This is a genomic window from Viridibacterium curvum (assembly GCF_039544165.1).
GTDB classification, from domain to species: Bacteria; Pseudomonadota; Gammaproteobacteria; order Burkholderiales; family Rhodocyclaceae; genus Viridibacterium; species Viridibacterium curvum.
In genome coordinates this window covers 796,940-822,883 of the sequence record NZ_BAABLD010000008.1, presented here as the reverse complement: position 1 = coordinate 822,883, position 25,944 = coordinate 796,940, and the positions used below count along the sequence as shown (strand labels likewise).

At 59.6% G+C, this 25,944-nt stretch carries 22 protein-coding genes; 11 read left to right on the top strand and 11 right to left on the bottom strand.

Going from position 1 to position 25,944, the window contains the following annotated elements; all coding sequences use genetic code 11:
- Positions 1–21: 21 nt before the first annotated feature.
- Genes ABEA02_RS11595 through ABEA02_RS11570 form a run of 6 tightly spaced genes read right to left on the bottom strand, consistent with a single transcriptional unit; the run spans position 22 to position 8,865 of the window.
- Entirely contained in the window at positions 22–1,110 is a 1,089-nt protein-coding gene (locus ABEA02_RS11595) for a virulence RhuM family protein (protein WP_345533117.1), read from the bottom strand.
- Between the two features lie 42 nt (positions 1,111–1,152).
- The gene (locus ABEA02_RS11590) at positions 1,153–4,305 is read right to left on the bottom strand and encodes a type I restriction endonuclease subunit R (protein ID WP_345533116.1); all 3,153 of its coding nucleotides are present in this window, start codon (positions 4,303–4,305) and stop codon (positions 1,153–1,155) included.
- Between the two features lie 18 nt (positions 4,306–4,323).
- Positions 4,324–5,589: a restriction endonuclease subunit S gene (locus tag ABEA02_RS11585; protein WP_345533115.1), complete on the bottom strand. Its 1,266-nt coding sequence runs from the start codon at positions 5,587–5,589 to the stop codon at positions 4,324–4,326.
- 1 nt (position 5,590) lies between these two features.
- A complete protein-coding gene (locus tag ABEA02_RS11580; protein WP_345533114.1) occupies positions 5,591–8,182 on the bottom strand; it encodes a type I restriction-modification system subunit M in 2,592 nt (863 codons plus the stop codon).
- The gene (locus ABEA02_RS11575) at positions 8,175–8,297 is read right to left on the bottom strand and encodes a hypothetical protein (protein WP_345533113.1); all 123 of its coding nucleotides are present in this window, start codon (positions 8,295–8,297) and stop codon (positions 8,175–8,177) included. Before ABEA02_RS11575 ends, ABEA02_RS11580 begins: the two co-directional genes overlap by 8 nt.
- Positions 8,287–8,865, bottom strand: a complete 579-nt coding sequence (locus ABEA02_RS11570) for a nucleotidyltransferase domain-containing protein (protein ID WP_345533112.1) — start codon at positions 8,863–8,865, stop codon at positions 8,287–8,289. Before ABEA02_RS11570 ends, ABEA02_RS11575 begins: the two co-directional genes overlap by 11 nt.
- A gap of 138 nt (positions 8,866–9,003) precedes the next feature.
- On the opposite strand from ABEA02_RS11570, the gene ABEA02_RS11565 reads away from it, so the two are divergent.
- From ABEA02_RS11565 to ABEA02_RS11555, 3 genes are read left to right on the top strand one after another with little or no spacing between them, the layout of a single operon-like run.
- Positions 9,004–9,216, top strand: a complete 213-nt coding sequence (locus tag ABEA02_RS11565; RefSeq protein WP_345533111.1) for a hypothetical protein — start codon at positions 9,004–9,006, stop codon at positions 9,214–9,216.
- Between the two features lie 6 nt (positions 9,217–9,222).
- On the top strand, positions 9,223–9,501 hold the full coding sequence (locus tag ABEA02_RS11560) for a type II toxin-antitoxin system Phd/YefM family antitoxin (RefSeq protein WP_345533110.1): 279 nt from the start codon (positions 9,223–9,225) through the stop codon (positions 9,499–9,501).
- A gap of 3 nt (positions 9,502–9,504) precedes the next feature.
- Positions 9,505–9,936: a putative toxin-antitoxin system toxin component, PIN family gene (locus ABEA02_RS11555; RefSeq protein ID WP_345533109.1), complete on the top strand. Its 432-nt coding sequence runs from the start codon at positions 9,505–9,507 to the stop codon at positions 9,934–9,936.
- A gap of 103 nt (positions 9,937–10,039) precedes the next feature.
- On the opposite strand, the gene gyrB is transcribed toward ABEA02_RS11555, so the two are convergent.
- From gyrB to dnaA, 3 genes are all read right to left on the bottom strand, one after another.
- The gene (gyrB, locus tag ABEA02_RS11550; protein WP_345533108.1) at positions 10,040–12,550 is read right to left on the bottom strand and encodes a DNA topoisomerase (ATP-hydrolyzing) subunit B; all 2,511 of its coding nucleotides are present in this window, start codon (positions 12,548–12,550) and stop codon (positions 10,040–10,042) included.
- A gap of 271 nt (positions 12,551–12,821) precedes the next feature.
- Positions 12,822–13,928 (bottom strand): DNA polymerase III subunit beta, encoded by a 1,107-nt coding sequence (gene dnaN / locus ABEA02_RS11545; RefSeq protein ID WP_345533107.1) that lies wholly within the window; start codon positions 13,926–13,928, stop codon positions 12,822–12,824.
- Positions 13,929–14,162: 234 nt separating this feature from the next.
- Positions 14,163–15,626, bottom strand: coding sequence for a chromosomal replication initiator protein DnaA (gene dnaA, locus ABEA02_RS11540; protein ID WP_345533106.1), 1,464 nt, complete (start codon positions 15,624–15,626; stop codon positions 14,163–14,165).
- A 453-nt stretch (positions 15,627–16,079) separates the two neighbouring features.
- Here dnaA and rpmH point away from each other — a divergent pair, with 453 nt between their 5' ends.
- The 8 genes from rpmH to ABEA02_RS11500 all read left to right on the top strand — a co-directional run bounded on the left by rpmH (position 16,080) and on the right by ABEA02_RS11500 (position 22,304).
- Entirely contained in the window at positions 16,080–16,214 is a 135-nt protein-coding gene (gene rpmH / locus ABEA02_RS11535; protein WP_345533105.1) for a 50S ribosomal protein L34, read from the top strand.
- Positions 16,215–16,256: 42 nt separating this feature from the next.
- Positions 16,257–16,613, top strand: coding sequence for a ribonuclease P protein component (rnpA, locus tag ABEA02_RS11530; protein WP_345533104.1), 357 nt, complete (start codon positions 16,257–16,259; stop codon positions 16,611–16,613).
- Positions 16,610–16,819 (top strand): membrane protein insertion efficiency factor YidD, encoded by a 210-nt coding sequence (yidD, locus tag ABEA02_RS11525; protein WP_345533103.1) that lies wholly within the window; start codon positions 16,610–16,612, stop codon positions 16,817–16,819. Before rnpA ends, yidD begins: the two co-directional genes overlap by 4 nt.
- Positions 16,820–16,887: 68 nt before the next feature.
- The gene (gene yidC, locus ABEA02_RS11520) at positions 16,888–18,543 is read left to right on the top strand and encodes a membrane protein insertase YidC (RefSeq protein ID WP_345533634.1); all 1,656 of its coding nucleotides are present in this window, start codon (positions 16,888–16,890) and stop codon (positions 18,541–18,543) included.
- Positions 18,527–19,876 carry a tRNA uridine-5-carboxymethylaminomethyl(34) synthesis GTPase MnmE gene (gene mnmE / locus ABEA02_RS11515; RefSeq protein WP_345533102.1) on the top strand — a complete coding sequence of 450 codons (1,350 nt, stop codon included), beginning with the start codon at positions 18,527–18,529 and terminating at the stop codon, positions 19,874–19,876. The genes yidC and mnmE overlap by 17 nt, the downstream gene beginning before the upstream one ends.
- Positions 19,877–19,878: 2 nt before the next feature.
- The gene (locus ABEA02_RS11510; RefSeq protein ID WP_345533101.1) at positions 19,879–20,226 is read left to right on the top strand and encodes a hypothetical protein; all 348 of its coding nucleotides are present in this window, start codon (positions 19,879–19,881) and stop codon (positions 20,224–20,226) included.
- Entirely contained in the window at positions 20,223–20,987 is a 765-nt protein-coding gene (locus ABEA02_RS11505) for a sulfite exporter TauE/SafE family protein (RefSeq protein ID WP_345533099.1), read from the top strand. The genes ABEA02_RS11510 and ABEA02_RS11505 overlap by 4 nt, the downstream gene beginning before the upstream one ends.
- Positions 20,988–21,080: 93 nt before the next feature.
- The gene (locus tag ABEA02_RS11500; RefSeq protein WP_345533098.1) at positions 21,081–22,304 is read left to right on the top strand and encodes a PQQ-dependent sugar dehydrogenase; all 1,224 of its coding nucleotides are present in this window, start codon (positions 21,081–21,083) and stop codon (positions 22,302–22,304) included.
- Between the two features lie 10 nt (positions 22,305–22,314).
- Here the strand turns inward: ABEA02_RS11500 and ABEA02_RS11495 are convergent, their stop codons facing one another.
- Positions 22,315–24,627, bottom strand: coding sequence for a hypothetical protein (locus ABEA02_RS11495; RefSeq protein WP_345533097.1), 2,313 nt, complete (start codon positions 24,625–24,627; stop codon positions 22,315–22,317).
- 244 nt (positions 24,628–24,871) lie between these two features.
- The gene (locus ABEA02_RS11490; RefSeq protein ID WP_345533096.1) at positions 24,872–25,855 is read right to left on the bottom strand and encodes a helix-turn-helix transcriptional regulator; all 984 of its coding nucleotides are present in this window, start codon (positions 25,853–25,855) and stop codon (positions 24,872–24,874) included.
- Positions 25,856–25,944: the final 89 nt, after the last annotated feature.

Genomic DNA, 25,944 nt, shown 5'->3' with positions numbered 1-25,944 from the left:
ATAGAGAGATTAAAGAAAGCTTTAATCGCCCGGCGTCTCGCCGCCCGTCTTATCAGACTCGCTGGATTCGAGCTGCCCCAGCATCCGGTCAAAGTCGCTCTCGAACAAACGATCCTGCACGATGCGGTACTTCTCGAATTCGCTTTCGGCGTGGGCCTTGGCAAGCTCAGCGGTGACTTTGCCGGCGTCCTGCAGAATCTCTCGATCCCACAGTTTCAGGAAGCCGCTCAGGCGCTCTTCCCAGTCCTGCATCGTCATGGGCATGCGCCGCATGGCCTGGAGCTCCGCCATATCGAGATAGGCGGAAACGATGCGCTGCATCTGTGCCAGCTCGAATTCCGAAAGGTAGTTCTTGGCGACCGACACATCATATTTGTGGATCTTCCCTCGGGGCGCACCTTCCCAATGGGTCAGACCCATGTTCTCCTTCGTGTGGTCCGCGCGATCCACGATCACCTCTGCCGCTGTCTGGCCGTGAATGGCGTAGTGCAACTTGTTCTGCACCGCTGCAAAGAAGCGTTTGGTTGCCGTGGCGCTCGCGTCGTAGTCGACCGAGGTGGCGTAGATGTCGGTGATCTTCTGGTAGAACTTGCGCTCCGAAAGACGAATCTCCCGGATCTTCTCCAGCTGCCGCTCGAAGAACTCTTCCGTCAGGATGCTGCCGCCGCTCTTGAGCCGCTCCACATCCATCGTCCAGCCCTGGATCGTGTAGTCCTTGACGATCTGGTTGGCCCACTTGCGGAACTGCACCGCCCGCTCGTTCTCGATCTTGAAGCCAACGGCAATGATGGCCTGCAGGCTGTAGTGCCTGGTCTGATAGCTCTTGCCATCGGCCGCAGTTGTTAAGTACTGCTTAACAACTGCCGCCTCGTCGAGTTCGTTGTCCGCAAAAATGCGCTTCAGATGCTGGCTGATGGCAGACACCGACACATCGTAGAGCGTCGCCATCATCTTCTGCGTCAGCCAGATGTTTTCATCTTCGTAACGCATCTCCACGCTGGTTTCCGACTGGCCACCCGCAGCGACAAAGGTGAGGTACTCCGCTGCGGAAGAGCGGACGGTGGAGACCTCGCTTGAGCTTGAAGCCTGGGGCGATTTTCGGCGGGTCATTTCAAAGGCTCCCCTGCGCTGCGACCATGCTCACATGCGATCTCACGTCGTATCGCCCGGCGGCTTCAGGTCAAACCCACCCTGAATAATGAACTTGCGCAGCAGATACTCTGTCTTGATGTTCACTTTGAAGAGCGGGATGCTTTGCCCCTCCAGCGCGTCAAAATAGGCCTTGGCCTTTTGCTTGTCGACCGAAGTCAGCAACACGTCAAAGCGTCCGTACTCGTTCAGGTTCGCTTCGGTCGTCTTGGCGCTCATCAAGGCAGTCAGTTTGGCCGCATCCACGCCAAAGCATCCCACAATGGCTTCGATTTCCTTGTTCTTGGCTTGCGCCTGGTAGTCGGCAAGGTAGTCGCGGAATGTGCGGCTGGCGTCGATCTGTACATCGCCGCGCTGGATATCATGCAGAAAGATTTCGGCAATCTTCTGCTCTTCCTGCGAGAGCGATGTAAAGGAACGGTGCAACTCCGCCAGGGTTACTTCCTTGGCTTGCGCATCCCCGCCATGCAACTCTTTGAGAAACTTCTCGAAACGCGAGTTCATGTAGTCGGCGTCGATCTTGCCGGTGTCGATTTCGGTGATGTGGCTGCTGATGTCGAAGGGAATGCTCTCACCCCCGCCACCGCTGCCCGTACCGCCCAGCTCCTTGTAGCGCTGCACAAGCGTCAGATACTCATGATGAGTCACGGCAAGCGTGACTTGTGTTCCGGGCGCTTCGCTGGACTCATAAGCCGATATTTCCCACGTGAATCCCTGGATCTTCGCCGCTTCCAGAATGGCGCTGAATTGGTTGAACTGCTTGGCAAACGCTGCCCGTGCTGCCAGATCGTCTGGCAGTTTTGAAAAGTCCGTGATGCCTGCAGCGCTGAAAATCGCGCTGATCTCGACAAAGCAAGCGTTCATCCGCTCCACGTTCTGCGCGAGGCGTTCGACGAAAAGGCCAATCGGCTTGTCACCGGAATAGAGCTTCACTGCCGCAGCGACATTGCGCTTCATTGTGTGCGGCTTGCGGAAGTAGCGGATCGTGCCAAAAGGTTTGTCTGGCCCGAACAAGCGATTGGTGCGCGAAAACGCTTGAATGATGTTCTCGTATTCCAGCAGCTTGTCGAGGTAGAGCGTGTTCACCCACTTCGAATCAAAGCCGGTCAGCATCTGATTCACCACGATCAGCAGATCGAGCCGCTTCTCCGGCTCAACTTCGATGCGCAGATATGGCTTCTTGTGAGCCAGGCGGGCAGCGAGGTCTTTCTTGAAGTTGGCGTGCGTCCCAAGATCAAACGTCTGCCCATATGCGGCGTTGTAATCGCCAATGATCTCGACCAGCCCCTCAGTCTTCACGACAGGATCACAGCCCCCGTCGTCGTCATTGATATTGGGATCAAAGAGCGCGGTGATTTTCAGCTGCGGGCATTGCGTCTTCATCAGCCGGTAGTAGCTGATCGCTTCCGGGATGCTGCTGGTGGCGAGAATGGCGTGGAACTTGTTGCCCTGGCTCAGGGTGACCCAGTTGTCGGCAATATCCTGAACGACCGCGCTGCGGTGTTCATCGCAGTCGTACTGGGCGTTTGGCACATAGTCTTCGATGCCCTTCTGATAAACGCCCGCGCTATCGCGGTCGCCAGCCATGGGCACTTCATTCATGTAGCGGTTGAAGACCTTCTTCTTCCGGGGGTCGGCAAAGGCTTCTGCTGGCGTCGCGGCTTTGGCCTTCTCCAGCGCGACGGCCTGCCGCAAATCCTTGTCGCGATACGTCATCACCTGGTAAGGGTCAAAGCCCAGGACGTTCTTGTCGCGGATGCCGTCTGCAATGCTATAGCGGTGCAGCTCATCGCCGAAGACATCGGCGGTGGTGTTGTCCTTGCGGATGTTCTCGTCGTGGATCGGCGTGCCGCTGAAACCGAAGAACACCGCGCCGGAAAAGCTCTTCTTGATGTCGATGAGCATGTCACCAAACGTGGAGCGGTGGCATTCATCCACGATGAACACGATGCGCTTGGCGCGCATCTTTTCCAGATCGTCAGTTTTGAGCCCATCCTCCTCATCCTTGAGGCGGCTCATCTTCTGGATGGAGGTGACGATCAGGGTATCGGCAGGGTCCGTACTCTTGAGTTTCTTGACCAGCACGCCCGAGTGCTCCGTGGCCTGCACCGAATTGCTGTCGCCCGCAAAGTTGCGATAAGCCTGCAAGGTTTGCGTACCCAGCTCGATGCGGTCGAGCAGGAACACCACCTTGTCCGCCTTATTGGAATTCGCGATGAGTTGGGCAGACTTGAAGCTCGTCATGGTCTTGCCCGAGCCCGTCGTGTGCCAGATGTAGCCCCCAAGACGGCTCGGGTTTTTCCAGTCAGTCTTGGCGACCTTGTCCGAGATGGCATGCGCAGCGTAATACTGATAACTGCGCATCACCTTCAGCACGCCGTCTGACTCATCCGCCACAGTGTAAAAGCCAATCAGCTGATGAGCCATCGGGATCGACAGCAGGCTGGTAGTGAAGATCTTCCAGTCGTTAATCGGCTCGTTATTGAAGTCCGCCCAGTGAAAGGCATAGTCCTTGTTGAACTTCCCGTCCGGCCCCGGGTTGGCAAAGTAAAGCGCTTCTGCGGGCTCCATCGCCACGAAGATCTGCACCAGCGAAAACAGGCCGCTGAAGATCCCCTCGCGCGAGTACTTCTGGATCTGGTTGTAGGCCTGGCTCACCGGCACACCGCTCTTCTTCAGCTCGATGTGAATCACCGGCATGCCATTGATGAGCAGCAGCAAGTCGCCGCGCCGGTCCTTGAGCAGCGGCGAGCCGCGCACATAGCGCGGCTGTTGCGCGATCTGGTAGCGGCTTTGCCCGGCGGCAATCTCCTGCCGGTCGTAAATCTTCAGACTCACTTCCTTGCCCAGATGCAGCGCATCCGCCGGGTTGTCACGCGTGATGGACACCGTCTTGCCATTGATGAAGCCATTGAGCTTGAGCGGCGTGCGTAGCGCAGTGATCTGCTCCATGATCTGCTGCATCTCGCTGTCGGTCAGTGGCACTTCGTTCAACCGATCCTTGCCGCGATTGTTCTCGAACAGGATCTGCTTCCAGTTCGCCAGTAAATCGGCTTCGCTCGGATTCTTGATGACATCCAGGTCGCCCCAGCCGCACTGTCGCAGCGCATGGATCACGGCGGCTTCAAATTCGGATTCTTTGGCAAAGGTGCTCATGATTAATCGGTAAGCCTTTTAGACAAACATCTTTTCCAGACAGGCAGACTTGATCTGCTGGAGTTTTTGGAGCTGAGTGGCGTGTTTGGTAATCAGCCCGTCCAGCGTACGAAAGTAGTTTCCGATTTGTTTCTGCTCCTCAAACTCAGGGACTTTGACGACAAATTTCCCAAGAGCACTTCGTGAAATGCGCTGCCTTGTACCGCCACCTAAAAAATCTTTAACTGTTTCAAAATGACTATCCAAAGAGCAATGCTGCACTAAGAACGCAGGATCGCAGATCTTTGTCGTTCGAACTATTGTGCAATCCACTGCCGTAATAACTCTGTGCAGAAGTTTAGGAACGATGCACGCACGCCCAGCTGGCTCGGGCAATCTTGAGATCAGAATGTCGCCAGCAAACACTTCCTCGCACTTTAAACGCTCAAAAGTATCAATTGAAATCCATCGCGCTTTATCTGCCTTGTCGATGAATTGGTTAATTCCTACATTTCCAGTCTGCAGAAGTCGGATTCCACTTGGGCTTTGATCTTTTGACTCTATCCAGTCTCCGTCTGCAAATAGATCGCAAAGCTCCACCAGCGTCTTATCTACCCACTCTCCCGAGAACCCTTTAAACCGAATTTCGGGGATGGTTGCACCGGGTTGCGGGAACATCTTCTGAAGCATCGATTTTTTCAGCGCCACCAGCTTTTCATGCTTGCGCTGATGCAAGCCAATCAGGCTATCCAGCTCGTGGAAATAGTCGCCGATTTTGGTTTGTTCATCTGAATCGCGCGGCAGCGTGACTGGCGTGCCTTTAGCTTGCTCAACTGTGTAATGGGCAATCGTGCCAATGTGGCTGATGCTCTTGAGGTATCGGCGAAATGGAGCCGCCGAAAGCAACGTGTAGAGATAGTGGCTATCTACTGCCTCGCGAATTTTGAACCAAAGAAGGTCTGCGTCCTTGAAGTACAGCGGATCATCGTTTTCGACCAGAAAGGGAATACCGATTGAGCCACCGCCGGTGACCAGCATGTCGCCTTTCTTAATGCGCCCCACCTTTGCGGAGAGCTCTTCGTAAAGCTCAACGGAAATGAAAGCCTTGGCGTTGGCTTGGCCTTTGAAGTGAGAGACGACATCGCTCGATCGGAAGAACGGGACGCCCGATTTGGTCCATTCATTTTTATGGACGCGTGCAGCGGATGTAATTGGGAACAGCTCTCCCAGTACCTTTTCATCCCAATCGCCGCTGAATGCTCCAAACCGAATTCCGGGCGCCTTGCTATCAGTTTGCGCCGTCATCTCAATTCCCCGCCAGCAAGGTTTTCAATTCCGCAAGGCCTTTGAGGTCGAACTCGTTCCCGTCTAGTTCCCCAATCATGCCCGCCAACGCGGCTTCTGCTTGCTGGATCTCCCGGGCGTTGTCGGCGTAGGTGATGCGATACTTTTCGACAAGGGCTTCGAGCTTGGTGCTCAGGACATCGATCTGCTGATCGGGCAAGCCGTGAAGTGCGTCATTGAGGGGCGCGATCCACTTTCGTTCAAGAAGCTCGTGCACCTGCGCATCACTCAGGCCTTCAATGGTCGTCTTGGTCTTGAGGTGCAGGGCGGCAGCGTCTTGTTTGATGACCGCTTTCAAGGTTTTTTCTTCGGCGAGCCAGTCGGCGGACTGGATGATCTTGGCCTCGAAAGATTCAGGCTCGAAGTCGCCTGATTTTTTTGCGTCAGCGAGCAGGAGCTTGGCCTCTTTGGCCACGGCAGCCGCGACGAACTTGTCGCCCGCATCATTGACGGTGTCATTGGTCTTGTCTTCTTCGCTGAAGCTCTCCAGCGTTTCTTCCAGCGAGGCGGTGATTTCGCTGAGGCGGTTTTCCTTGTCGCGCAGCGCATCCAGTTCCTTCTTGTGGTGCACGGCCTGCACCAGCTCGAAGGGCAGGACGCGGCCGCGCCAGCCCTCTTGCACCTCGACTTCCTTGCCATCCTTCTTTTTGATGACGTAGTGAGGGTCGACGACGCGGGCGGCACTAAAGCCCTCGGTCTGGAGGATTTCGAGGTCAACTGCAATGGGCTGCCAGTGGTCATCAAGGATCTGGTAGGCCTGGTATTTGTCGATGAGCGGCACAGGGCTGACCTTCGCCAGGCACGCAAACAGCTCTTCGCAGATGAGTGCTTCTTGCCGGGGAATTTGCAGCGTGAGCATCTGCTTGAGCAGCGCGTCGCGCAGCCAGGGGGTGAAGCCGGCAAAAGCAGAGGTGAAGGCTTGCTTGAATTGCGTGACCTCGGCGTGTGCGCGGGTGGCCTGGGCGAGATCGCTATTTTTGGGCTGGACGTAGGGCGTGCCATCGTCGGCAAACAGTGCAGCGCGCAGGCCGGGAAAGGCTTTCCAGAAATCGGCCAGCGCATCCAGCTCGCTTTGCGGAATGCCGCCGAACATGGAGGCGTAAAGATCCCAGGTTTCTGCGGGCTCGGACGAATCGACGTAGCGCGGGATATTAAGGTTGTAGTCGTTGGCTTGCAGCTCGGTCTTGGGCACGCGGCGGCTGTAGCGCGGCACGGTAAGCCGCCCCGTCACAACGTCGGCGATTTTCTTGATGTCGCAGGCCCGGAGCTTGTTGTTCTTGCCTTCTTTGGCGAAGCCCTTGGAAGCATCGACGATCAGCACATCGCTGCTCTCGCGCTTTTGTCGCAACACGAGAATGATGGTGGGAATGCCGGTGCCGAAAAAGATGTTGGGCGGCAGGCCAATGATGGTTTCGAGATGGTTGTTCTCGATGAGGTTTTTGCGGATCGCGCCTTCTTCGCCGCCCCGGAACAGCACGCCGTGCGGCAAGACGATGGCCATGATGCCGTCCGGCTTGAGGTGGTAGAGGTCGTGCAGCAGAAAGGCATAGTCGGCCTTGGACTTGGGCGCGAGGCCAAAGCGGGCATAGCGCGGGTCGGCGTCTTTGTGCTGCGGGTCCCACTTCTGTGAGTAGGGCGGGTTGGAGACGACGGCATCCAAGTACAGGGGGTCGTAGGTGTTGACCGGGTCCTGGTCGTCGAAGTACGGCCAGTCGTCTTCGAGCGTGTCGGCGTTGCGGGTGACGATGTTGGCGGGATTGATGCCGCGCATGACGAGGTTCATGCGGGTGAGGTTGTAGGTGTTCTCCTTGAGCTCCTGGGCGTAGTACTTGACCTTGTCCTTGTTCAACATGTGCTTGGCGATGGCCTGACCGATGTTGAGCAGCAGCGAGCCAGAGCCGCTGGTGGAGTCGTAAATCTGGATGGTCTCGCGGTCTTTGAGGTGGTGCGCGATGATCTCGGACATAAGGACGGACACCTCGTGCGGCGTGTAGAACTCGCCCGCCTTTTTGCCCGCGTTGGCGGCAAACATGCTGATCAGGTACTCGTAGATAAAGCCGAGTACGTCGTAGCCCTGGCGGCCATCCATGGGAATGTCTTTGATGAGCTGCAGCAGATCGCTGATCGCCTTGGTCTGCTTGGCGGCCGACTCACCCAGCTTGCTCAGGCCGGTTTCAAGGGTCTTGAAGATGCCTTCGAAGAGCCGCTTGTGGTTCGCGTGAATGAGGCGACTGAAGGCAGAGAGCGCGTCGCGCACATGCGAGACGTCAAAGTCACTTTCGTGGTCGATCCAGGTGGAAAACAGGTGCTCGTGGGCGATGAAGTAACCAATACTGCTCTTGAAGAACTCGACGGTTTCTTCGTCATCTTCCGAAAGACTCTGAAGGTCGTCTTTTCCCATGTCCTGGCTGAGGGCAAAGCTTTCCAGTCTGTCGGACAGGTATTTGTAGAAGATGAAGCCGAGGATGTAGTCCTTGTATTCATTGGCTTCAATCTTCGAGCGCATCTGGTTGGCAGATGCCCAGATTTTGGCGGCGAGTTGTTGCTTATTCACTGTGATTCCTGTTTATGGAAGGCGTAGTGCGGATCTTGTCGAGGAAGCGGGCGATCTCGGCCGCGTCGCTGGGCTCGCGCTGCAGGCCTTTGCCGATGAGGTTCTCAAGCGTCATTGAGGTCCCCGATCAGGGTGATGAGCTTGCCGCTCAGTACGCCAGTGATGAAGCGCTCGCCATCTTGCTTGCGCTGGGCGAATTCGGCTTCGTCGAACAGGCGGGTGTTGATTTCGCGGGCAATGCGTTGTTCGACGGGCTGCAGCGCGGTGATGAGATCTTGCAGGGCGAGTTTGCCGACGACGAGCAGGTCGACGTCGCTACCGGCGCTGGCATTGCCTTTGGCCATCGATCCGTAGATGAAGGCGAGCTTGATGTCGGCTTGCAAAGGCGAAAGGGCAGCGCGGATCTGCTCGGGCAGGCCAGTGGTCTTGAGGATGAGGCCGCGCAGTTCTTCAAAAACCGGGCTTTGTGTGTTGGCGGCGTACAGCACGCGGTTGCCGTCTTGCTGGCGGCGCACGAGGTCAGCGGCGACAAGCTGGTTGAGCTCGGCCTGCAGGCTGCCACTGCTGATGCCGGTACGCCTTTCGAGTTCGCGTAGATAGACCTTCTCTTCTGGAAAGCTGAAGAGCTGCGCAAAGACGGCTTGGCGCGTTTTGCCGAAAAGGACTGAGGCGACGGAATCCATGCACTTTATTCTAGAACAAATGTTCTTGATGCAGAAGCAATTGATCTGAAATCAAGATCAAATTTCCGGATGACGTGTATGAAAATGGGCTGTTTCCTATACACGTTCTGCCGACATGAATAGAAAACAGCCCTTTTCTTGGCACCGTCTCAATGGCTGAAAATCAACCATTGCGTGGTTGATTTTCAGCCACGCTCAAACATCAATGTTCTGCGCATTCAAGGTGTTACGCTCGATGAAGTCGCGGCGGGGCTCGACGTTGTCACCCATCACGGTGGTGAAGATTTCATCGGCAATCTTGACCTGAAGGGAGACTTAAACCATGCTAACCAGCATGATCATACTGATTAACACACCATGATTACCGAAATCAACGCCGTGAGCTTCCGCCAGAACCTCGGCGAAATGCTGAACCAGGTGCAGTACCGCCACGACAGCGTGGTGATCAACAAGGACGGCAAGCCGGTGGCGGCGCTGGTGGACGCGCGGCTGTTCGAGCGTATCCGCCGCATGCAAGGGCGCTTCGATGCGCTATGTGCACGCATCGAAGCGGGCTTTACGGCGGTGCCTGAGGCTGAGGGGCTGGCGGAAATCGAGGCGGTGGTGGCGGCGGAACGCGCATCGAGCAAGGCCTGAGTCTTGGCGACTTTGCGGGTGGTACTGGATACGAATGTGCTGCTGTCGGGCATCGCTTATCCGGGCAGTGTGCCGGGCAAGATCATGGCGGCCTGGCGGCATGGGTCGGTCGAGGTGCTGCTGTCGGACTTCATTCTCGAGGAGCTGCGCCGCGTGCTGCCGCGCCTGGCAAATCGACATGGGCTAACGGCAGCGGAGATCGATGATCTGGTGGATGTGCTGGCGATTCAGGCGGAGCTGATCGAGCCCGTCGCGGAAGCTGTTCTGGCTCTGCGCGATGCGAATGATGAACCGGTGCTGGGCACTTTGCTGGCCGGGCTGACTGCAGCGCGGGTGGACTATCTGATTACGGGCGACAAGGATCTGCTGGTGCTTGCGGATCGATATCCGATTGTGACGCCTGCAGCGTTCTGGGCGGCGCACGGGGGGCTGTAGCGTGTGATGGACAGAAAAAGAGGCTCCTGTCGGGAGCCTCTTTTTTCGTGGGTAACTTGCAAAGTCGCTGGATTCCCGCTTTCGCGGGAATGACGGCGAAATATCAAACGTCAATATTCCGCGCATTAAGCGCGTTGCGCTCGATGAAGTCCCGACGCGGCTCGACGTTGTCGCCCATCAGTGTGGTGAAGATTTCGTCGGCGGCGATGGCGTCGTCGATCTGCACCTTGAGCAGGCGGCGGACGGCGGGGTCGAGGGTGGTTTCCCAGAGTTGCTCGGGGTTCATTTCGCCGAGGCCTTTGTAGCGCTGCTTGCTGATGCCGCGTTCGACTTCGTTGAGCATCCAGGTGATGGCTTCGCTGAAGCTCTTCACGTTGGCGCTCTTGTCGTTGCGACGCATGGAGGCGCCGTCGTTGATGAGGCCGCTGATCTGTTCGGCAGCGCGGCGGATGGTGGCGTAGTCGCCGGAGAGCAGGAAGTCGCCATCGATACGCGTGCGCTTGATGTTGCCGTGGTGCATGCGTTCGAGTGCGAGCTGCCAGCCTTCGCTGACGGCGTCGAATTCGGCGCGCACGGTGATTGCGTTGCCGAGACGTTGCTGCAGGCCGCTGGCGGAAGCCTGCGCGGCGGCTTCGTTGGCGAGGTCGAGTCGCAGGTCGTGCGCGAGGATGGCGTGCAGGACTTCGGTGTCGATCCAGCCGGCGAGGCGGTTGATGACGGCTTCGGCGAGCAGGTAGCTGCGTGCGAGTTCGGCAAGGGCGTCGCCTTCGATCTCGGCACTGCCGTTGCCGGGGTTGAGCGCGGCACCGTCGAGGGCGAGCTTGAGGAGGTGGCCGGAGAGTTCGTGGTCATCCTTGATGTACATCTCGCTGCGGCCGTGCTTGATCTTGTAGAGCGGCGGCTGGGCGATGTAGATGTGGCCGCCTTCGACGAGCTCGGGCATCTGGCGGTAGAAGAAGGTGAGCAGCAGTGTGCGGATGTGGGCGCCGTCGACGTCAGCATCGGTCATGATGATGATGCGGTGGTAGCGCAGCTTTTCGGGCTTGTAGTCGTCCTTGCCGATGCTGGTGCCGAGCGCGGTGATGAGGGTGGCGATCTGCTCGGAGGAGATGAGCTTGTCGAAGCGTGCGCGCTCGACGTTGAGCACCTTGCCGCGAAGCGGAAGAATCGCCTGGAACTTGCGGTCGCGGCCCTGCTTGGCGGAGCCGCCGGCGGAGTCACCCTCGACGATGTAGAGCTCGCACAGGGCGGGGTCTTTTTCCTGGCAGTCGGCGAGTTTGCCGGGCAGGCCGATGCCGTCGAGCACACCTTTGCGGCGGGTCATTTCGCGGGCTTTGCGGGCGGCTTCGCGGGCACGCGAGGCTTCGACGATCTTGCCGCAGATGGTCTTGGCGTCGATGGGGCGTTCGAGCAGGAATTCGGCGAGCTTGGCGGCGACGACTTCTTCCACGGCCGGGCGGGCTTCACCCGAAACCAGCTTCATCTTGGTCTGCGAGGCGAACTTGGGATCGGGCATCTTGACGGACAGCACGCAGGCGAGGCCTTCGCGCATGTCGTCGCCGCTGATCTCGACCTTGGCCTTCTTGGCGATCTCGTTTTCTTCGATGTACTTGTTGATGACGCGCGTCATCGCCGCGCGCAGGCCGGTGAGGTGGGTGCCGCCGTCAGACTGCGGAATGTTGTTGGTGAAGCACAGCACCTGTTCCTGGTAGGAGTCGTTCCATTGCATGGCGACTTCGACGGAGAGCTCGACGTCCTGCACGCTGCCGGTGGTGACCTTGGTAGTGCCGGCTGCGTAGAACACGTTGGGGTGCAGCACGCTCTTGGCGCGGTTGATGTAGTCGACGAAGCCTTTGACGCCGCCCGAGAAGGCGAAGTCTTCTTCCTTGCCGAAGCGTTGGTCGATGAGCTTGATCTTGACGCCGTTGTTGAGGAATGAGAGTTCGCGGAGTCGTTTCGCGAGGATGTCGTAGTGATATTCGATCTTGCCGAAGATCTCTTCGTCGGCGAGGTAGTGCACTTCGGTACCGCGTTTTTCGGTGTCGCCGAGAACCTTGAGCGGCGAGACTTCGACGCCGTTCTGCACTTCGACGAGGCGGTCGTGCGGCTTGCCGCGCTGGAACTCCATGAAGTGCTTTTTGCCATCGCGGCGGATGGTGAGGCGCAGGAATTTGGAGAGCGCGTTGACGCAGGAGACGCCAACGCCGTGCAGACCGCCGGAGACCTTGTAGCTGTTCTGGTTGAACTTGCCGCCGGCGTGCAGCACGCACATGACGATCTCGGCCGCCGAACGCTTGGGTTCGTGCTTGTCGTCAAACTTGATGCCGACGGGGATGCCGCGGCCGTTGTCGGTGACGGAAATCGAGTTGTCTGTGTGGATGGTGACGACGATGTCGTCGCAGTGACCGGCGAGGGCTTCGTCGATGGCGTTGTCGACGACTTCGAACACCATGTGGTGCAGACCGGTGCCGTCGGAGGTGTCGCCGATGTACATGCCGGGCCGCTTCCGGACGGCTTCCAGGCCTTCAAGCTGCTGGATGCTGTCTTCGTCGTAACCATCGTTGCCTTGCGGCAGCTTGGGTTGTTCGTTCGGTTGCTGGTTTTCTTCGGACATGGTTCGGGAATCCCGGTGGTTGTGCCCGGCGCCTGGGGCGACGGGCCGCGTTTGCCCGCGAAGCGGGCCGATTCAGAAAATCGGGGTTCTGGCGCGTTTTTCGGTCAGTTTCAACCGGGTTTTGCCCATTCCTGGGGACAAGCTGTCGATAAACCTGTTGGAAAACCCGGGAAAAGCTGTGAATCGGTGCGCAAAAACCTGTGGAAAAACTGTTTACAAGCTGTGGGCATCCTGTGAATGCCCGGCCTGTTAAAAATCTGTGGATAAGTCCTCAGATCCGCATGGGCATGACGACTGCCTTGAACTGCGTGTTGCCCGGCAGGGTGAACAGGGCGCTCGACATGGGTTCGTTGAGGTGGATTTCCACTTCGTCGGTGCCGACGTTGTTGAGCACGTCGAGCAGGTAGCTGACGTTGAAGCCGATTTCGAGGGTGTCGCCGCTGTAATCGACTTCGAGCTCGTCCTGGGCTTCTTCCTGCTCGGCGTTGGAGCTGATGACCTTGAGGCTGCCGGATTCGAGCTGGACGCGCAGGCCGCGGAACTTCTCGTTGGTGAGAATGGCGGCGCGTTGCAGGGCCAGCAGCAGGGGCAGGCGCTGGGCTTTGACGAGCTTGGGGTTGTTCTGCGGGATGACGCGGTCGTAGTCGGGGAACTTGCCGTCGATGAGCTTGGTGATGAGCTCGATCGGGCCGAAGCGGAAGCGCGCCTGGTTGCCGATGAGGGTGATGCTGACGGGGTCATCGTTATCGGCGAGCTGGCGGGCGAGTTCGAGCACGGTCTTGCGCGGCAGGATGACTTCGGTGCGGGCGACGCTGCTGTCGAGGTCGGTGCTGGCGAGGGCCAGGCGGTGACCATCGGTGGCGACCATGCGCAGCTCGTTGCCGTCAGCCACCATCAGCAGGCCGTTGAGGTAGTAGCGCACGTCCTGGGCGGCCATGGCGTAGGCAACCTGGGTGAGCTGGCGCTTGAATGCCTTCTGCGTGAGCGAAAACTCGATTGCAGCGCCTTCGTTGAACTGCATGCGGGGGTAGTCAGCCGCGGGCAGCGTTTGCAGCGCAAAGCGGCTTTTACCGGCCTTGAGGGTCAATCGTTTGTCGTCGAGGACCAGGCTGACCTCGGTGCCCTCGGGCAGGGCACGCAGGATGTCCTGCAGTTTGCGGGCCGCGACGGTGATGGAAGTTTCTTCGCCGCTGCCAGCGCCTTCGGTGGTGGTGCGGATCTGGATCTCGATGTCGGTCGCGAGCAGGGTCAGCGCACCGGCTTTCTTTTCGATCAGGACGTTGGAGAGGATCGGGAGGGTGTGGCGCTTTTCGACAATGCCGGAGACGGATTGCAGGGGAGCCAGCAGTTCGTCACGCGATGTTGTTAACAGAAGCATTTATATAAATCTCCTACGTCTACTGATTGCAGGGAAGAACTGTGGACAAGCGCTTATTGTCCCATTTTTTCAGGGTCTTAGGCATGTGCAAGACCGTGTTGGAAAGGGGGAGGAAAGGCTTGTGGGGAAATGGGGATGAAATTGCGCTGAGCAGGCTGAAGAGCGGTTCTGCACAATCTGTCCGCAGGCAGTTCAGGGGGTTTTCAACAAGCTTGTTCACTGGTGCCGATGTCCTTATCCGCGCAGGGTCTGGGTGAGGACGTGCAGGTCGTGGTTGATCTGTTGATCGGCCAGGCGCAATTCGGCAATCGTGCGGCAGGCGTGCAGCACCGTGGTGTGGTCACGGCCACCGAAGCCTTCGCCAATCGCGGGCAGTGAGGCGGGCGTGAGTTCCTTGGTGAGGTACATGGCGATCTGGCGGGGGCGGGCGATGTTGCGGGTGCGCTTCTGCGACAGCAGCTCGGTGAGCTTGATCTTGTAGTAGTCGGCGACCGTCTTCTGGATCACTTCGATGGTGAGCTGACGGTTGAAGGCGGCAAGCAGGTCGCGCAGGGCTTCCTTGGCGAGTTCCAGGCTGATGTCGCGGCCGTGGAAGCGCGCGTAGGCCATGACGCGTCGGAGCGCCCCTTCAAGCTCACGCACGTTGGAGCGCAGGTTCTTGGCGATGAGGAAGGCAACTTCATCAGCCAGCTCGATGCCGTCGGCGTCCGCCTTCTTCTTGAGGATGGCGACACGCATTTCGAGCTCGGGCGGCTCGATCTGCACGGTCAGACCCCAGTCGAAGCGGGAGATGAGGCGGTCCTGCAGGCCTTCGATGTCCTTGGGGTAGGTATCGCAGGTGATGACGATCTGTTTGCGGGCTTCGACGAGGCCGTTGAAGGCGTGGAAGAACTCTTCCTGGGTGCGTTCCTTGTTCCGGATGAACTGGATGTCGTCGATGATCAGCAAGTCGAGCGAGCGGTAGTAGCGCTTGAACTGGTCGAAACTCTTCTGCTGGTAGGCACGCACGACGTCGGCGACGTAATCCTCGGAGTGCACGTAGCGCACGATGGCGCGCGGGTTGTCGCGCAGCACTTCGTTGCCGATGGCCTGCACAAGGTGGGTCTTGCCGAGGCCGACGCCGCCATAGATGAACAGCGGGTTGTAAGAGCTGCCGGGGTTCTGAGACACCTGCATGGCCGCAGCGCGGGCCAGATCGTTGGCACGGCCGGTGACCAGGGTTTCGAAGGTGAAATCGTGGTTGAGGCGGGTCTTTTCGCGCTGTGCACTGATGGCAGGCGTGGTGACTTCAGCGGGTTTGACCGAAGACAGCTCGCTGGCGACTGTGTCGTCGGCGTCTTCCCTGGCGCGTGTTTCGCTGCCGTTGGTTGCCGGTTTGAGGTTGCGACGCTCTACGGCAGGTGCTGTGCCGGCACTTTCGGTGACTTTAGCGCCACTTTTTGGTGATTTGCCACCAAGTTCAAGCGAGATACCGACAGGTTTGCCGAAGAACTCGGCGCCCAGCTGCTCGATGCGATGCAGATAGCGCTCGCGTACCCATTGCAGGACGAAACGGTTGGGCGCGAGCAGGTTGATCTGTTCGGCGCTGTCAGGACCGACAGCGCCGGCTTCAAGCGCGCGGATCCAGGTGTTGAACTGCTGGGGTGGCAGTTCCTGTTCAAGCCGGACCAGACAGGCGTTCCAGAAATCGTGGCTCACGTTGGTTCTTTGGAATTCGTGTCGAAAATGGGGCTTACCGGGCCAGCGGAGCTGGCCGCGCGGGAAGCTTGAAAACGGGGATTTCCGGGTTGGACCCGGGAGACCGGAGGTCGGTGATTAACTACTCAGGGCCGGTCGGGACTCTGATGGGCGACATCGCTTGCGGCGTCGCAGATTGCAATGCATGGTGCCGATAAGGCTTTGCATACGAAGAATCTCCGTCCCTGATTGGCTGGCGGTTGAGTGGCTGACTGCCGGGTTCGCCGTTGAAACATGGGCCCGGGCAGAAAACCTGTTCCTGTCCGCTCTGTGAGGTGTGGATAATAAGCGTTTTCTGACGAATTATCCACAGGATCGAAGCTTTCCCGACCTTTGGGCATTGTTAACAAGTGGTTGACAGGCAAGCGCCAAGTTATTGATAATCGCGGGTTTCCGGTCAACACGAGAAGAATCATGAAGCGTACTTATCAACCGTCCGTGGTCCGTCGCAAGCGCACCCACGGTTTCCTCGTCCGCCAGGCTACCCGTGGCGGTCGCAAGGTGATTGCTGCCCGTCGCGCCAAGGGCCGTCATCGTCTGTCCGTCTAAGTTTCTGGTCGTGTCTGGCTTGTCCAGTCCGACTGGTCTCAGATGAGCGGCGAATCAGTTTCTTCGGGCTTTCCAGCCGAACGTCGCGTGCGAAAAACGGATGAGTATTCATCCGTTTTTACTTTCCGGCGCAGCATTCGTGGGCGTTACTTTGTTCTGCACTTCATGCCGAACAAGCTGGCGATGGCTCGTCTGGGTCTTGTGATGTCGCGCAAGATGGCCAAACGTGCTGTCACCCGCAATCTGCTCAAGCGCCTGGCGCGCGAGCATTTCCGCCATATTGCTGACACCTTGCCCAGCCATGATCTGGCTTTGCGTCTTGCACAGAAGACCGACGCGGCAACGCGTACGGAACTGCGTGAGGACATTGCGTCGCTGTTTGCGAGGCTGCCACGTTGAAATCCGTTCTGCGTGGCCTGATTTCCTTCTACAGGTTTTTCGTCAGTCCCTGGCTGGGGCGGCAATGCCGCTTCCACCCGGGTTGTTCGTCCTATGCGCTGGAAGCCATTGAGCGCCATGGCGCTCTGCGCGGCAGCTGGTTGGCGGTCAGGCGCATATCGCGCTGCCACCCCTGGTCAGCGGGGGGCTATGATCCGGTTCCCTGACAAGGTTTGCTGTCGCGCCTTCCCTCTTTCGTCTTCTTCCCTTTCCCTGATCTGATCTCATCATGCAGATGGACTTCAAACGCATTGTGTTGACCGTGATTTTCACGGCTTCCTGTTTCATCCTGTGGCAGAACTGGCAGATCTACAACAGGCCACCGGTGACTGCTTCCACGACCAGTTCGGTGGCGCCGGGCAGTGCTTCGGCCCCGGCTGCCAGTGCCGCTTCCAGCGGTGCTGCTGCAACGGCCACTGCTGCAGCGCCAAGTGGCGCTGTGATGGACTACAAGACCGCACCGCGTGCCGTGGTGACGACCGATCTGGTACGTGCTGAAGTGTCGGCTCTTGGTGGCGACATTGTTCGTATTGAGTTGCTGAAGCACAAAGCGACGGAAGACAAGTCGCAGAACTTCACCGTGCTGGACGATGGCAAGACCCACACCTACGTGGCGCGTAGCGGTCTGGCCAGCGAAGGTTTGCCCAACCACCGTACGGTGTTCGCCCTGCCGACCCAGGCTCTGACGCTCGCAGAAGGCCAGGACACCGTGCAGCTGAAGTTGGCTGCCCAACCCGTCAATGGTGTGGCGGTCACCAAGGTGCTGACTTTCCGTCGTGGTAGCTACCTCATCGACGTAAGTTACGAAGTGAACAATGGCGGCAGTGCGCCGCTGGCTACACAGGCTTACTTCGAACTGGCACGTGACGACAAGGCGGCCGAGCACACGGGTGGTTTCTTTGGTGGCGTGTCGACCTACACCGGTCCGGCGCACTACACCGAAGAGAAGAAATTTCAGAAGGTGAGTTTTGACGATATCGCCAAGGGCAAGGAAAAGGCTGGCGATGTGACGACGAAAGACGGTTGGGTCGCGATGGTGCAGCACTATTTCGTCAGTGCGTACGTGCCGCAGCAAGGTGTTGAGCGCACCTATTTCAACCGCAAGCTGTCCGATGGTTTCTTCGGCACGGGCGTGAAGCTGCCGGTGAACGTGGCAGCTGGCCAGAGTGCGAAGATCGACATGCCGCTGTATGTCGGTCCGCAGGAGCAGAAGAAGCTCAAGGAAATCGCACCGGGCCTGGATCTGGTGGTGGACTACGGCTGGGTGACGCTGATCGCCGTGCCGCTGTTCATGCTGCTCTCGTTCATCCACGGCATCGTCGGTAACTGGGGCTGGGCCATCATCCTGCTGACGGTGCTGATCAAGGCGGTGTTCTTCCCGCTGTCGGCGGCCAGCTACAAGTCGATGGCGAAGATGAAGACGCTGATGCCGAAGATGAAGGCGCTGCAGGATCGTTACAAAGACGACCGCATGAAGCTGAATCAGGAAATGATGCAGCTCTACAAGACGGAGAAGGTCAATCCCATGGGTGGTTGCCTGCCCATCCTCGTGCAGATCCCGGTGTTCATGGCGCTCTACTGGGTGCTGCTGGGCGCGGTGGAAATGCGCCAGGCACCCTGGCTGGCGTGGATTCATGACCTGTCGGCCATGGACCCTTTCTACGTGCTGCCCGTGCTGATGGCCATCAGCATGTTCATCCAGACCAAGCTCAACCCGACGCCGCCGGATCCCATGCAGGCGAAGATGATGCTGGCCATGCCGCTGATCTTCGGTGTCATGTTCCTGTGGATGCCGTCCGGGCTGGTGTTGTACTGGGTCGTCAACAACGTGTTGTCGATCGGCCAGCAGTGGTACATCACGAAGTCCATCGAAGGTGCCCAGTCCAAGTAGCACCATCGCTGCCATTGCCACGCCACCCGGTCGCGGGGGCGTTGGCGTGGTGCGTATCTCGGGTGGCAATCTGGCCCCCTTTGCCCGGCAACTGACCGGGCGCAGCAGTGATCCCAGGCCCCGCGTGGCGAGTCTTGCCCGATTCCTTGATGAGGACGGCAGCGTGCTCGACGAGGGGCTTCTTCTTTTCTTCCCTGGCCCGAATTCCTACACGGGCGAAGACGTCCTGGAACTGCAGGGCCACGGCGGCCCGGTGGTCATGCAGATGCTGTTGTCGCGCTGTCTGCAGCTGGGTGCGCGGCTGGCTGAACCGGGTGAGTTCACCCGGCGTGCCTTTCTCAACGGCAAGCTCGATCTGGCTCAGGCTGAGGGCGTCATCGACCTCATCGACGCCAGTACCCAGGCCGCTGCCCGCTCGGCCCAGCGTTCCCTGTCTGGTCAATTTTCGCGCTCGGTGCATGACTGGCGGGATCGCCTCGTGGACCTGCGCATGCTGGTTGAGGCGACGCTGGATTTCCCTGAGGAAGAGATCGACTTCCTCGAAGCGGCCAATGCCTTCGGCAAGCTCGCACGACTCGACGAGGAACTCGACAGGCTTCTCGGTCGGGCGCGTCAGGGTAGCCTGCTGCGCAATGGTTTGCAGGTGGTGCTGGCAGGTCAGCCCAATGTGGGCAAGAGCAGCTTGCTTAATTGCCTGACTGGTGAGGATCGCGCCATCGTGACCGACCATGCCGGCACGACCCGTGACGTGCTGCGCGAGGCAATCCAGATCGAGGGTATCCCCCTGCACATCATCGACACGGCCGGTCTGCGCGAGACTGACAACGAGGTCGAGCAGATCGGCATCGGTCGGTCGTGGAAGGAGATAGAGCAGGCCGATGTGATCCTGCGGCTGGTTGATGCGCGCCATGGCATTACGGTTGAAGACCATGCCATTGATGCCCGGCTGCCCGCGGGCGTGCCGGTGATCTGGGTGTTCAACAAGAGTGACCTGACGGCGGAGCCAGCCTCGACCGAGACCCTGCCGGATGGTGCGGCGATTCATCTCTCGGCCAAGTCGGGCGAAGGGGTCGAACTGCTGCGCACAGCCCTGCTGAGGATCGCGGGCTGGGAGGGTCGCAGCGAAGATGTGATCCTTGCTCGCGAGCGACACCTGCAAGCGCTTGAACAAGGTTTGCGTCACATCAGGCAAGCGGCGATCAGTACGACACAGCTGGAACTGATGGCGGAAGAATTGCGTCTGGCCCAGGATGCGGTGAACAGCATCACGGGCGAGTTCGGCGCTGACGATCTGCTCGGCGTCATCTTTTCGCGTTTCTGCATCGGAAAGTAGGCATGGCTGATTTCGAGAACTTTAGTCAGACCGCATCCAACATTGCGCTGGAAATCGAGCGCAAGCTGGTGATTCTGGGTCTGGACTGGCATAACCCCGTAACAATGCAACAGCTTGCCCAGTCGGTGCTTGCTGAGGATAAAAAGTCTGCGCTCGACTTACTGGGCATCCCGGCCAGTGCGAATCAGAGTTTTTTTGATCTGCAAGGTCTGATCAGCCTGATGCTCCGGACGATGGAGGAAGGGGCAGACAGTGGGCAGTGGATTCACGGGAGCGATGCCTGGAAGGCACTCGCCAAGGCGCTTTGGGATCAACACGAAGGGATCAAACCTGTTCCACGTGAAACATGACGCCTGAAATCTGGTTGTTGGCGGGTGGGGCATTTGCTGCCGGCCTGATCGATGCGGTCGTGGGTGGAGGTGGCCTGATCCAAGTGCCGTTGCTATTGGCAGTTTTCCCCAACACGCCGATTGCTCTGCTGTTTGGCACCAACAAGCTCGCCAGCATTGTCGGCACAGGTGGGGCCAGCTGGCAGTACGCCCGCTCGCTGGACGTACCCTGGAAGCTGGCCATGCCCGCTGCGCTTGCCGCCCTGCCGGGTTCGGGTCTGGGAGCTGCTGCGGTTTCCTTCCTGCCGCCTGCCAGTGTTCGCCCCCTGGTATTTGTACTCCTGCTGGTGGTCGGTCTCTACACCTGGCTCAAGCCGGACTTCGGTCATCTGCAAGGGCATGGAAGGATCCAGCGGCATCGTGGCTGGGTTGCCGCTTTGCTCGGCTTTGCCCTCGGGTTCTATGACGGATTCTTCGGTCCCGGCACGGGCAGCTTCCTCATCTTTGGCATGGTCGCTCTGTTCGGGCTGGACATGCTGCACGCGTCGGCCAGTGCCAAGTTTGTGAACGTGGCGACCAATCTCGCAGCCCTGATCTACTTTGCCTCCACCGGCTCGGTGCTGTGGCAAGTTGGTTTGATCATGGCCGTTGCCAATTTTGCGGGTGGGCAGGTGGGCGCACATCTCTCGCTCAAGCACGGCAGCCGCTTTGTCAGGGTCGCCTTGCTGGTGATCGTCGGCATCCTCTTGGCGAAGATTGGTCGCGATCTGCTTGTCACTTGAGTGTTTCACGTGAAACAGCACGTTCGTCAGCGTTGCCTTGTTTTAGGCTGACCCCGCATCCATGCTCCAAGCTCCCGTAAGAGGAGCGAGTCGATGAAAAAGAAACTACTGAGTGCTTTGGTTCTGAGCCTGGCCGCTTGCGGTGGAACCGGCGGCGGTGGCGGAAGTACTACGGCGACTGCCAGTACCAGCAGCAGTAGCGCCTCAGCCACCAGTGCATCTTCCTCGAGTGCGGCTTCCAGCGCCGCCGCGCTGGCCAGTCGTTGCAACTCCAATACGGCCAGCACGACCAGCGGTCTCAGCGTCACGACCTTTGCCAGCGGCCTCGTCAATCCCTGGGGCATGGTCTTCCTTCCCGATGGCCGCATCCTCGTCACCGAGCGTCCGGGGCGCATGCGCATCGTCGAGACCAATGGCAGCCTCGGCTCCGCCCTCGGTGGCTTACCGACCAACATCTACGTTGCAGGGCAGGGTGGTCTGCTCGACGTGATCCTCGACCCCGACTTCGCCAGCAACAGCCGCATCTACTTCAGCTACTCCGAGACGGGCAGCGGCAACTCCGGTACCGCTGTTGCCAGTGCAACCCTGGGTAGCAGTTCGCTCAGCAACGTCACCGTGATCTACAGGCAGAACCCCAAAGTCACCGGCGATGGCCACTACGGCTCGCGTCTGGTCTTCGGCTCTGACGGCAAGCTCTACATCTCACTGGGCGAGCGCCAGAAGTTCGACCCCGCGCAGAACACCCTGCAGACTCTGGGCAAAGTCGTGCGCATCAACACCGACGGCAGCGTGCCGATCGACAACCCCTTCGTCGGCAACAGCGCATATCTGCCGGAAATCTGGACGCTGGGCCACCGCAATCCGCAAGGTATGACCCGTCACCCCACAACCGGCCAGTTGTGGACGGCGGAACACGGTGCGATGGGTGGCGACGAGATCAATACGCCGGAAAAAGGTAAAAACTATGGTTGGCCGGTCATCAGCTACGGTTTGAACTATGACGGCTCCAAGATCGGCGAGGGCACGTCCAAGGCCGGAATGGAGCAACCACGCTGCTATTGGGACCCCTCCATCGCGCCCGGTAACCTCGTCTTCTACACGGGCGGCAAGGTCGCCAGTTGGGCTGGCAACCTCTTCGTCGCGGCGCTCAAGGACACCTCACTCAACCGTCTGACCCTTAGCGGCAGCACCATCACCGGGCAGGAACGCATCAGCATCGGCAAGCGTGTGCGTGATGTCCGTGTCGGCCCGGACGGCTGGCTATACCTGCTCACGGACGAGACAGCTGGCCAGATCCTGAAGCTGACCGTACTCTGAAACGGACAGCTCAGCGGATACGCCGCGCTTCGAATTGTCGCCAGGGCCGGCAATCGATACGCACGCCATTGTGAAACCACTGGGGGTCTTCAAGGATTTGCGCAGTGTTGCCATTGATCGTCAGTTTCCACTTGTTTCGATACAGATCCTTCACCGTGATGGTGGGCTCTCCGGGATGGAAGGGCGGAATGATTGTGGTGCTCGCCTCGTCATAGACCAGATCGGCAACACCCTGCCGGAAGCTGGTCGCGCCGGGCGTGTAATTGAAAGAGATCGCTCTCTGTATGGTCGTGTCGAAGTTCGGTGCGCTCGTCCACTGCCAGGGATAGCTGCCATCCGGAAGCGGTGACAGATGGGGGAGGCTGCTGAACATTTCATCCCAGGCCGACGACAGCAGGATCCGGTCGATGGTGGCACCGCCAACCCACCATGCTGATTGCCTGTTCATGCGTCGCAACTTGCCGGTACTGCCGTCCTTGGGAAAGGTCAGATGGAAGCGCTCCGTGACCTCACTCGGAATGTCGGTGTAGGTGTAGCTAGCACCACAGCTTCCGCCCGCAGCGGGATAGATGCCGCGATATTCGGTGTACGCGTGCACCTCGAACACGGCGACGTCACCTGTCGGCGTGATGTTCAAGCGGATCAACTCTACGGGGCCAATTCCCCAGAAGCCGGCGCAAGGCGTCCCGGTACGAGAGATGGTCAGCAAGCCATCCGTGAAACTCTCCGCCGTCAAACCTGCGCCGTTGAGCAGCGCGGTGACAGACAGCTCGATACCGCTGGAAAGGTAGGGCCCCGTTGCGAGGGTTTGCACCAGCACGCCATTGAAGCGGACTTCCAGGGTTTCACCGGCGCTTGAGAGGCCTGCCGGGCACTGCAATGTGCGTATCGGGCCAGACAGCGATATGCGCCCATCTTTCGGCACATCGAGCAGATAACCCTGCGCCGTAGCGCGAGTGACGCCGTTCGAAATGCTGCCGCCCAGTGTTGGCGACAAGTTGCTCGCCACGGCGCCGCTGCTCTCCCGCGCCTCGGCGTTCAGCGTGGTGCCGCAGTACTGCGCGGCCGATTTGACCGCAGCAGGGCTGTCCATTACCAGCATGAGGTCGATCAGCCCCGCGTAGTCGCCGGAGTCCTGGCACTTCTTCCAGGGGGCTTGCAGGATGGCGTCGAGCAAAGCCGGTTGCGCGGTTTGCTTGATGGCTTGATCAACAGTCGCGCTGACTGTCGCGCCCGGCTGCAATGACAGAGCTTGTGTCATCGTCATCTGGCTGGCCTTGGCTTCCGTCACGGCAGCGCTGTAGCTGGCGTCGTCGACATTGTTGATCGATGCCTTCTGGCTCGCGTAGTGGGCCTTCGCTTCGGCGACCTTGGCATTGATGACCGTCTGGTATTCGGTACTGCTCACATTGCTGCAGGAAGCACCCAGCTGTTCCACCGCCGTTTCCCAGAACAGGATGGGACGCACCAGGGTGTTCAGCGTACCCATACTGCTGACGGTGGTGGCCAGCGCATTGTCGAGCACATTGCGATAGGCCGCGCAGGCAGCCGCGCTGGCCTGGGCAATGAAGCCATCCGCGCCACTCGCAGCCGTGGATTGCAGGTAAGCCGCCGTTGCACTCGCCAGCTTCACGGCCTCGGCGTACTGGCCGGTGTTGGCAAGCGCCTGGACGGCGCCGACCATGCACTCTCCGTACTTCTCGGCACTGACTACTTCGGCAGCCGTCAGCCCGCCGTCCGTAAAGTCACCGATTGCCGGTACGCCGTTGCAGGGCGTAGCAGTCGTCGTCATCGTGGTCAGTGCAGGCATCTGCTTGGTCAACCAGCCCGACAGCTTTTCCAGTGAACCGGCGATTGCCGTCGTCCCGGCGAACTGCGCGAGCTGGATCTGCCATTGCGTCGCGCCTGGATGCGTGTAGGGCACCGGTACGCCGTCATAACCCAGGCCGCCCTTGGCGGGCAGGCTGAGGTTCGCCGGCAGGGTTACTGTCAGTGTCGCCTGCTTGCCGCCCTGCAGGACCAGACCCTCCGGCAGCAGACGCAGGTGAAAGCGCTGCGAGGCGGTGGCTGACGCCGTGCTGAGTGTGATGGTCGTCGAAGCGCTGAGTGCCCCGGCCGGAATCTGCAGGGCGAACTGCACGCCTTCGCTGGTGGTCAGCGTCACACTGCCACCGGCGCTACCAATGTTCTGGGTGCTGCTTTGCCCGCCCGCCACGCTGGTCGGGGCGCTGCTGCTTGCGCCGCTGCCGGCAGAGCCAGTAGTGCTCCCGCCACCGCCACCACCGCCGCCGCCACAGGCAGCCAGCAAGGTAATCAGCAGCATCCACCCTGCCCTGCACAGGGCTCCCCGAATAACAGTCCCGGCATTCATCACACACTCTCCGTCGGTGTCATGACCGTCACCGGCATGACATCTGTGTATTGGCCGAGCGTCGTGCGCTGCCAGCCTTGTTCTGGAATGCTGTCAGGCTAGGGTGTGTGGGGCAGGTCAGCAATGATGCAATTGCATCAATCCAGCCCTGATTGCCCGTCTGGGTAGCGTGCTGGCGTGATCCGGGCCAGCTTGCTCAGGTTTGCCGCAAGCCATCCAGCGCAGCAATCAAACCTGCGCGGTGGCTGACCTCAAGTTTCAGATAGACGTTGCGCAGGTGGTTGCGCACCGTGGCAGGGGCCAGACCGGTCTCGTCGGCAATGCGTGTGTAGCTGGCGCCTTCGGCAAAGCGCAGCGCAATATCGCGTTCCCGGCGGCTCAGCAAGGCCGCGCGGGAGCCAGTGCTGACGCGCAGCAGCCAGTTGTCCGCTTCGATCGCCAGCGCGCTGAGCTGGTGCCTGCCATCCGGTAACGGCCAGAAGCGACCCGCCCGCAGGGCCTGCCAGCAATCCGGGGGAAGATAGTTGGTCTGTGGCGGCGCATCGGGCCACATGGCCCGCATGAACGCCGAACTGGTCTGCAAGAGCTGACCCTGTGCGTTGGCAATGGCGACGGCAGGCTCGGCGCTGCGCATCGGTGCGCGCCACAACATCGCCGCACGCTGGATGGTGAACAGGTTGCAGGCCAGCGGCGCCAGCGATTCCAGCTGCTGCAGTTCGGCGTCCGCATAGCGATCTTCAGGCGTGCTGCGGATCAGGAAGAACATCATCACGCGCGGCTCACCCACGACCGGTACCGCGATGGCAATCACATGTTCGATGCCGTGCCGTTCGAGATGCTCGCGCAGCGGTCGGTACTTTTCGTCGAACAGGTCCGGCATGCGGCGATCCTGACGCCGTGCCTGCAGCGGCGGCGACAGCAGGCGTGGCGTCACGTCGTCGAGATGCGCTACCGACTCCCAGCTCGCCAGCGTCGCGGCCGTGTCCGGAAAACCCAGGAAATGCGCGTCGAAATAGCCCGGCTCGGCCGGCCCGGAGGTGACCAGCGCGGCACGGTCATGGCGGATCTGTGAGCGCAGCCAATCCCACATGGCCTGCGCAAACGCCTCGGTGCCCAGTGTCAGGGCCTGCGCACTCAGTTGGCCCAGGCCGGCAAGCGTCACGGTATCGGGATGCGTCATGCCGGGCTCCGCGTCATGAAGGATCGAAGCTTCCATCATAACGGCAGCCATCGTCTTCACAGCGCCACCCGCTCGCGGCGAGCAGCAAG

Excerpts from the sequence above, each read along its gene's own strand:
- ABEA02_RS11595 (WP_345533117.1), bottom strand. The coding sequence starts at position 1,110 with ATGACCCGCCGAAAATCGCCCCAGGCTTCAAGCTCAAGCGAGGTCTCC.
- ABEA02_RS11590 (WP_345533116.1), bottom strand. The coding sequence starts at position 4,305 with ATGAGCACCTTTGCCAAAGAATCCGAATTTGAAGCCGCCGTGATCCAT.
- ABEA02_RS11585 (WP_345533115.1), bottom strand. The coding sequence starts at position 5,589 with ATGACGGCGCAAACTGATAGCAAGGCGCCCGGAATTCGGTTTGGAGCA.
- ABEA02_RS11575 (WP_345533113.1), bottom strand. The coding sequence starts at position 8,297 with ATGACGCTTGAGAACCTCATCGGCAAAGGCCTGCAGCGCGAGCCCAGC.
- ABEA02_RS11570 (WP_345533112.1), bottom strand. The coding sequence starts at position 8,865 with ATGGATTCCGTCGCCTCAGTCCTTTTCGGCAAAACGCGCCAAGCCGTC.
- ABEA02_RS11560 (WP_345533110.1), top strand. The coding sequence starts at position 9,223 with ATGATTACCGAAATCAACGCCGTGAGCTTCCGCCAGAACCTCGGCGAA.
- gyrB (WP_345533108.1), bottom strand. The coding sequence starts at position 12,550 with ATGTCCGAAGAAAACCAGCAACCGAACGAACAACCCAAGCTGCCGCAA.
- dnaN (WP_345533107.1), bottom strand. The coding sequence starts at position 13,928 with ATGCTTCTGTTAACAACATCGCGTGACGAACTGCTGGCTCCCCTGCAA.
- rpmH (WP_345533105.1), top strand. The coding sequence starts at position 16,080 with ATGAAGCGTACTTATCAACCGTCCGTGGTCCGTCGCAAGCGCACCCAC.
- rnpA (WP_345533104.1), top strand. The coding sequence starts at position 16,257 with ATGAGCGGCGAATCAGTTTCTTCGGGCTTTCCAGCCGAACGTCGCGTG.
- yidC (WP_345533634.1), top strand. The coding sequence starts at position 16,888 with ATGGACTTCAAACGCATTGTGTTGACCGTGATTTTCACGGCTTCCTGT.
- ABEA02_RS11510 (WP_345533101.1), top strand. The coding sequence starts at position 19,879 with ATGGCTGATTTCGAGAACTTTAGTCAGACCGCATCCAACATTGCGCTG.
- ABEA02_RS11505 (WP_345533099.1), top strand. The coding sequence starts at position 20,223 with ATGACGCCTGAAATCTGGTTGTTGGCGGGTGGGGCATTTGCTGCCGGC.
- ABEA02_RS11500 (WP_345533098.1), top strand. The coding sequence starts at position 21,081 with ATGAAAAAGAAACTACTGAGTGCTTTGGTTCTGAGCCTGGCCGCTTGC.
- ABEA02_RS11495 (WP_345533097.1), bottom strand. The coding sequence starts at position 24,627 with ATGCTGCTGATTACCTTGCTGGCTGCCTGTGGCGGCGGCGGTGGTGGC.
- ABEA02_RS11490 (WP_345533096.1), bottom strand. The coding sequence starts at position 25,855 with ATGACGCATCCCGATACCGTGACGCTTGCCGGCCTGGGCCAACTGAGT.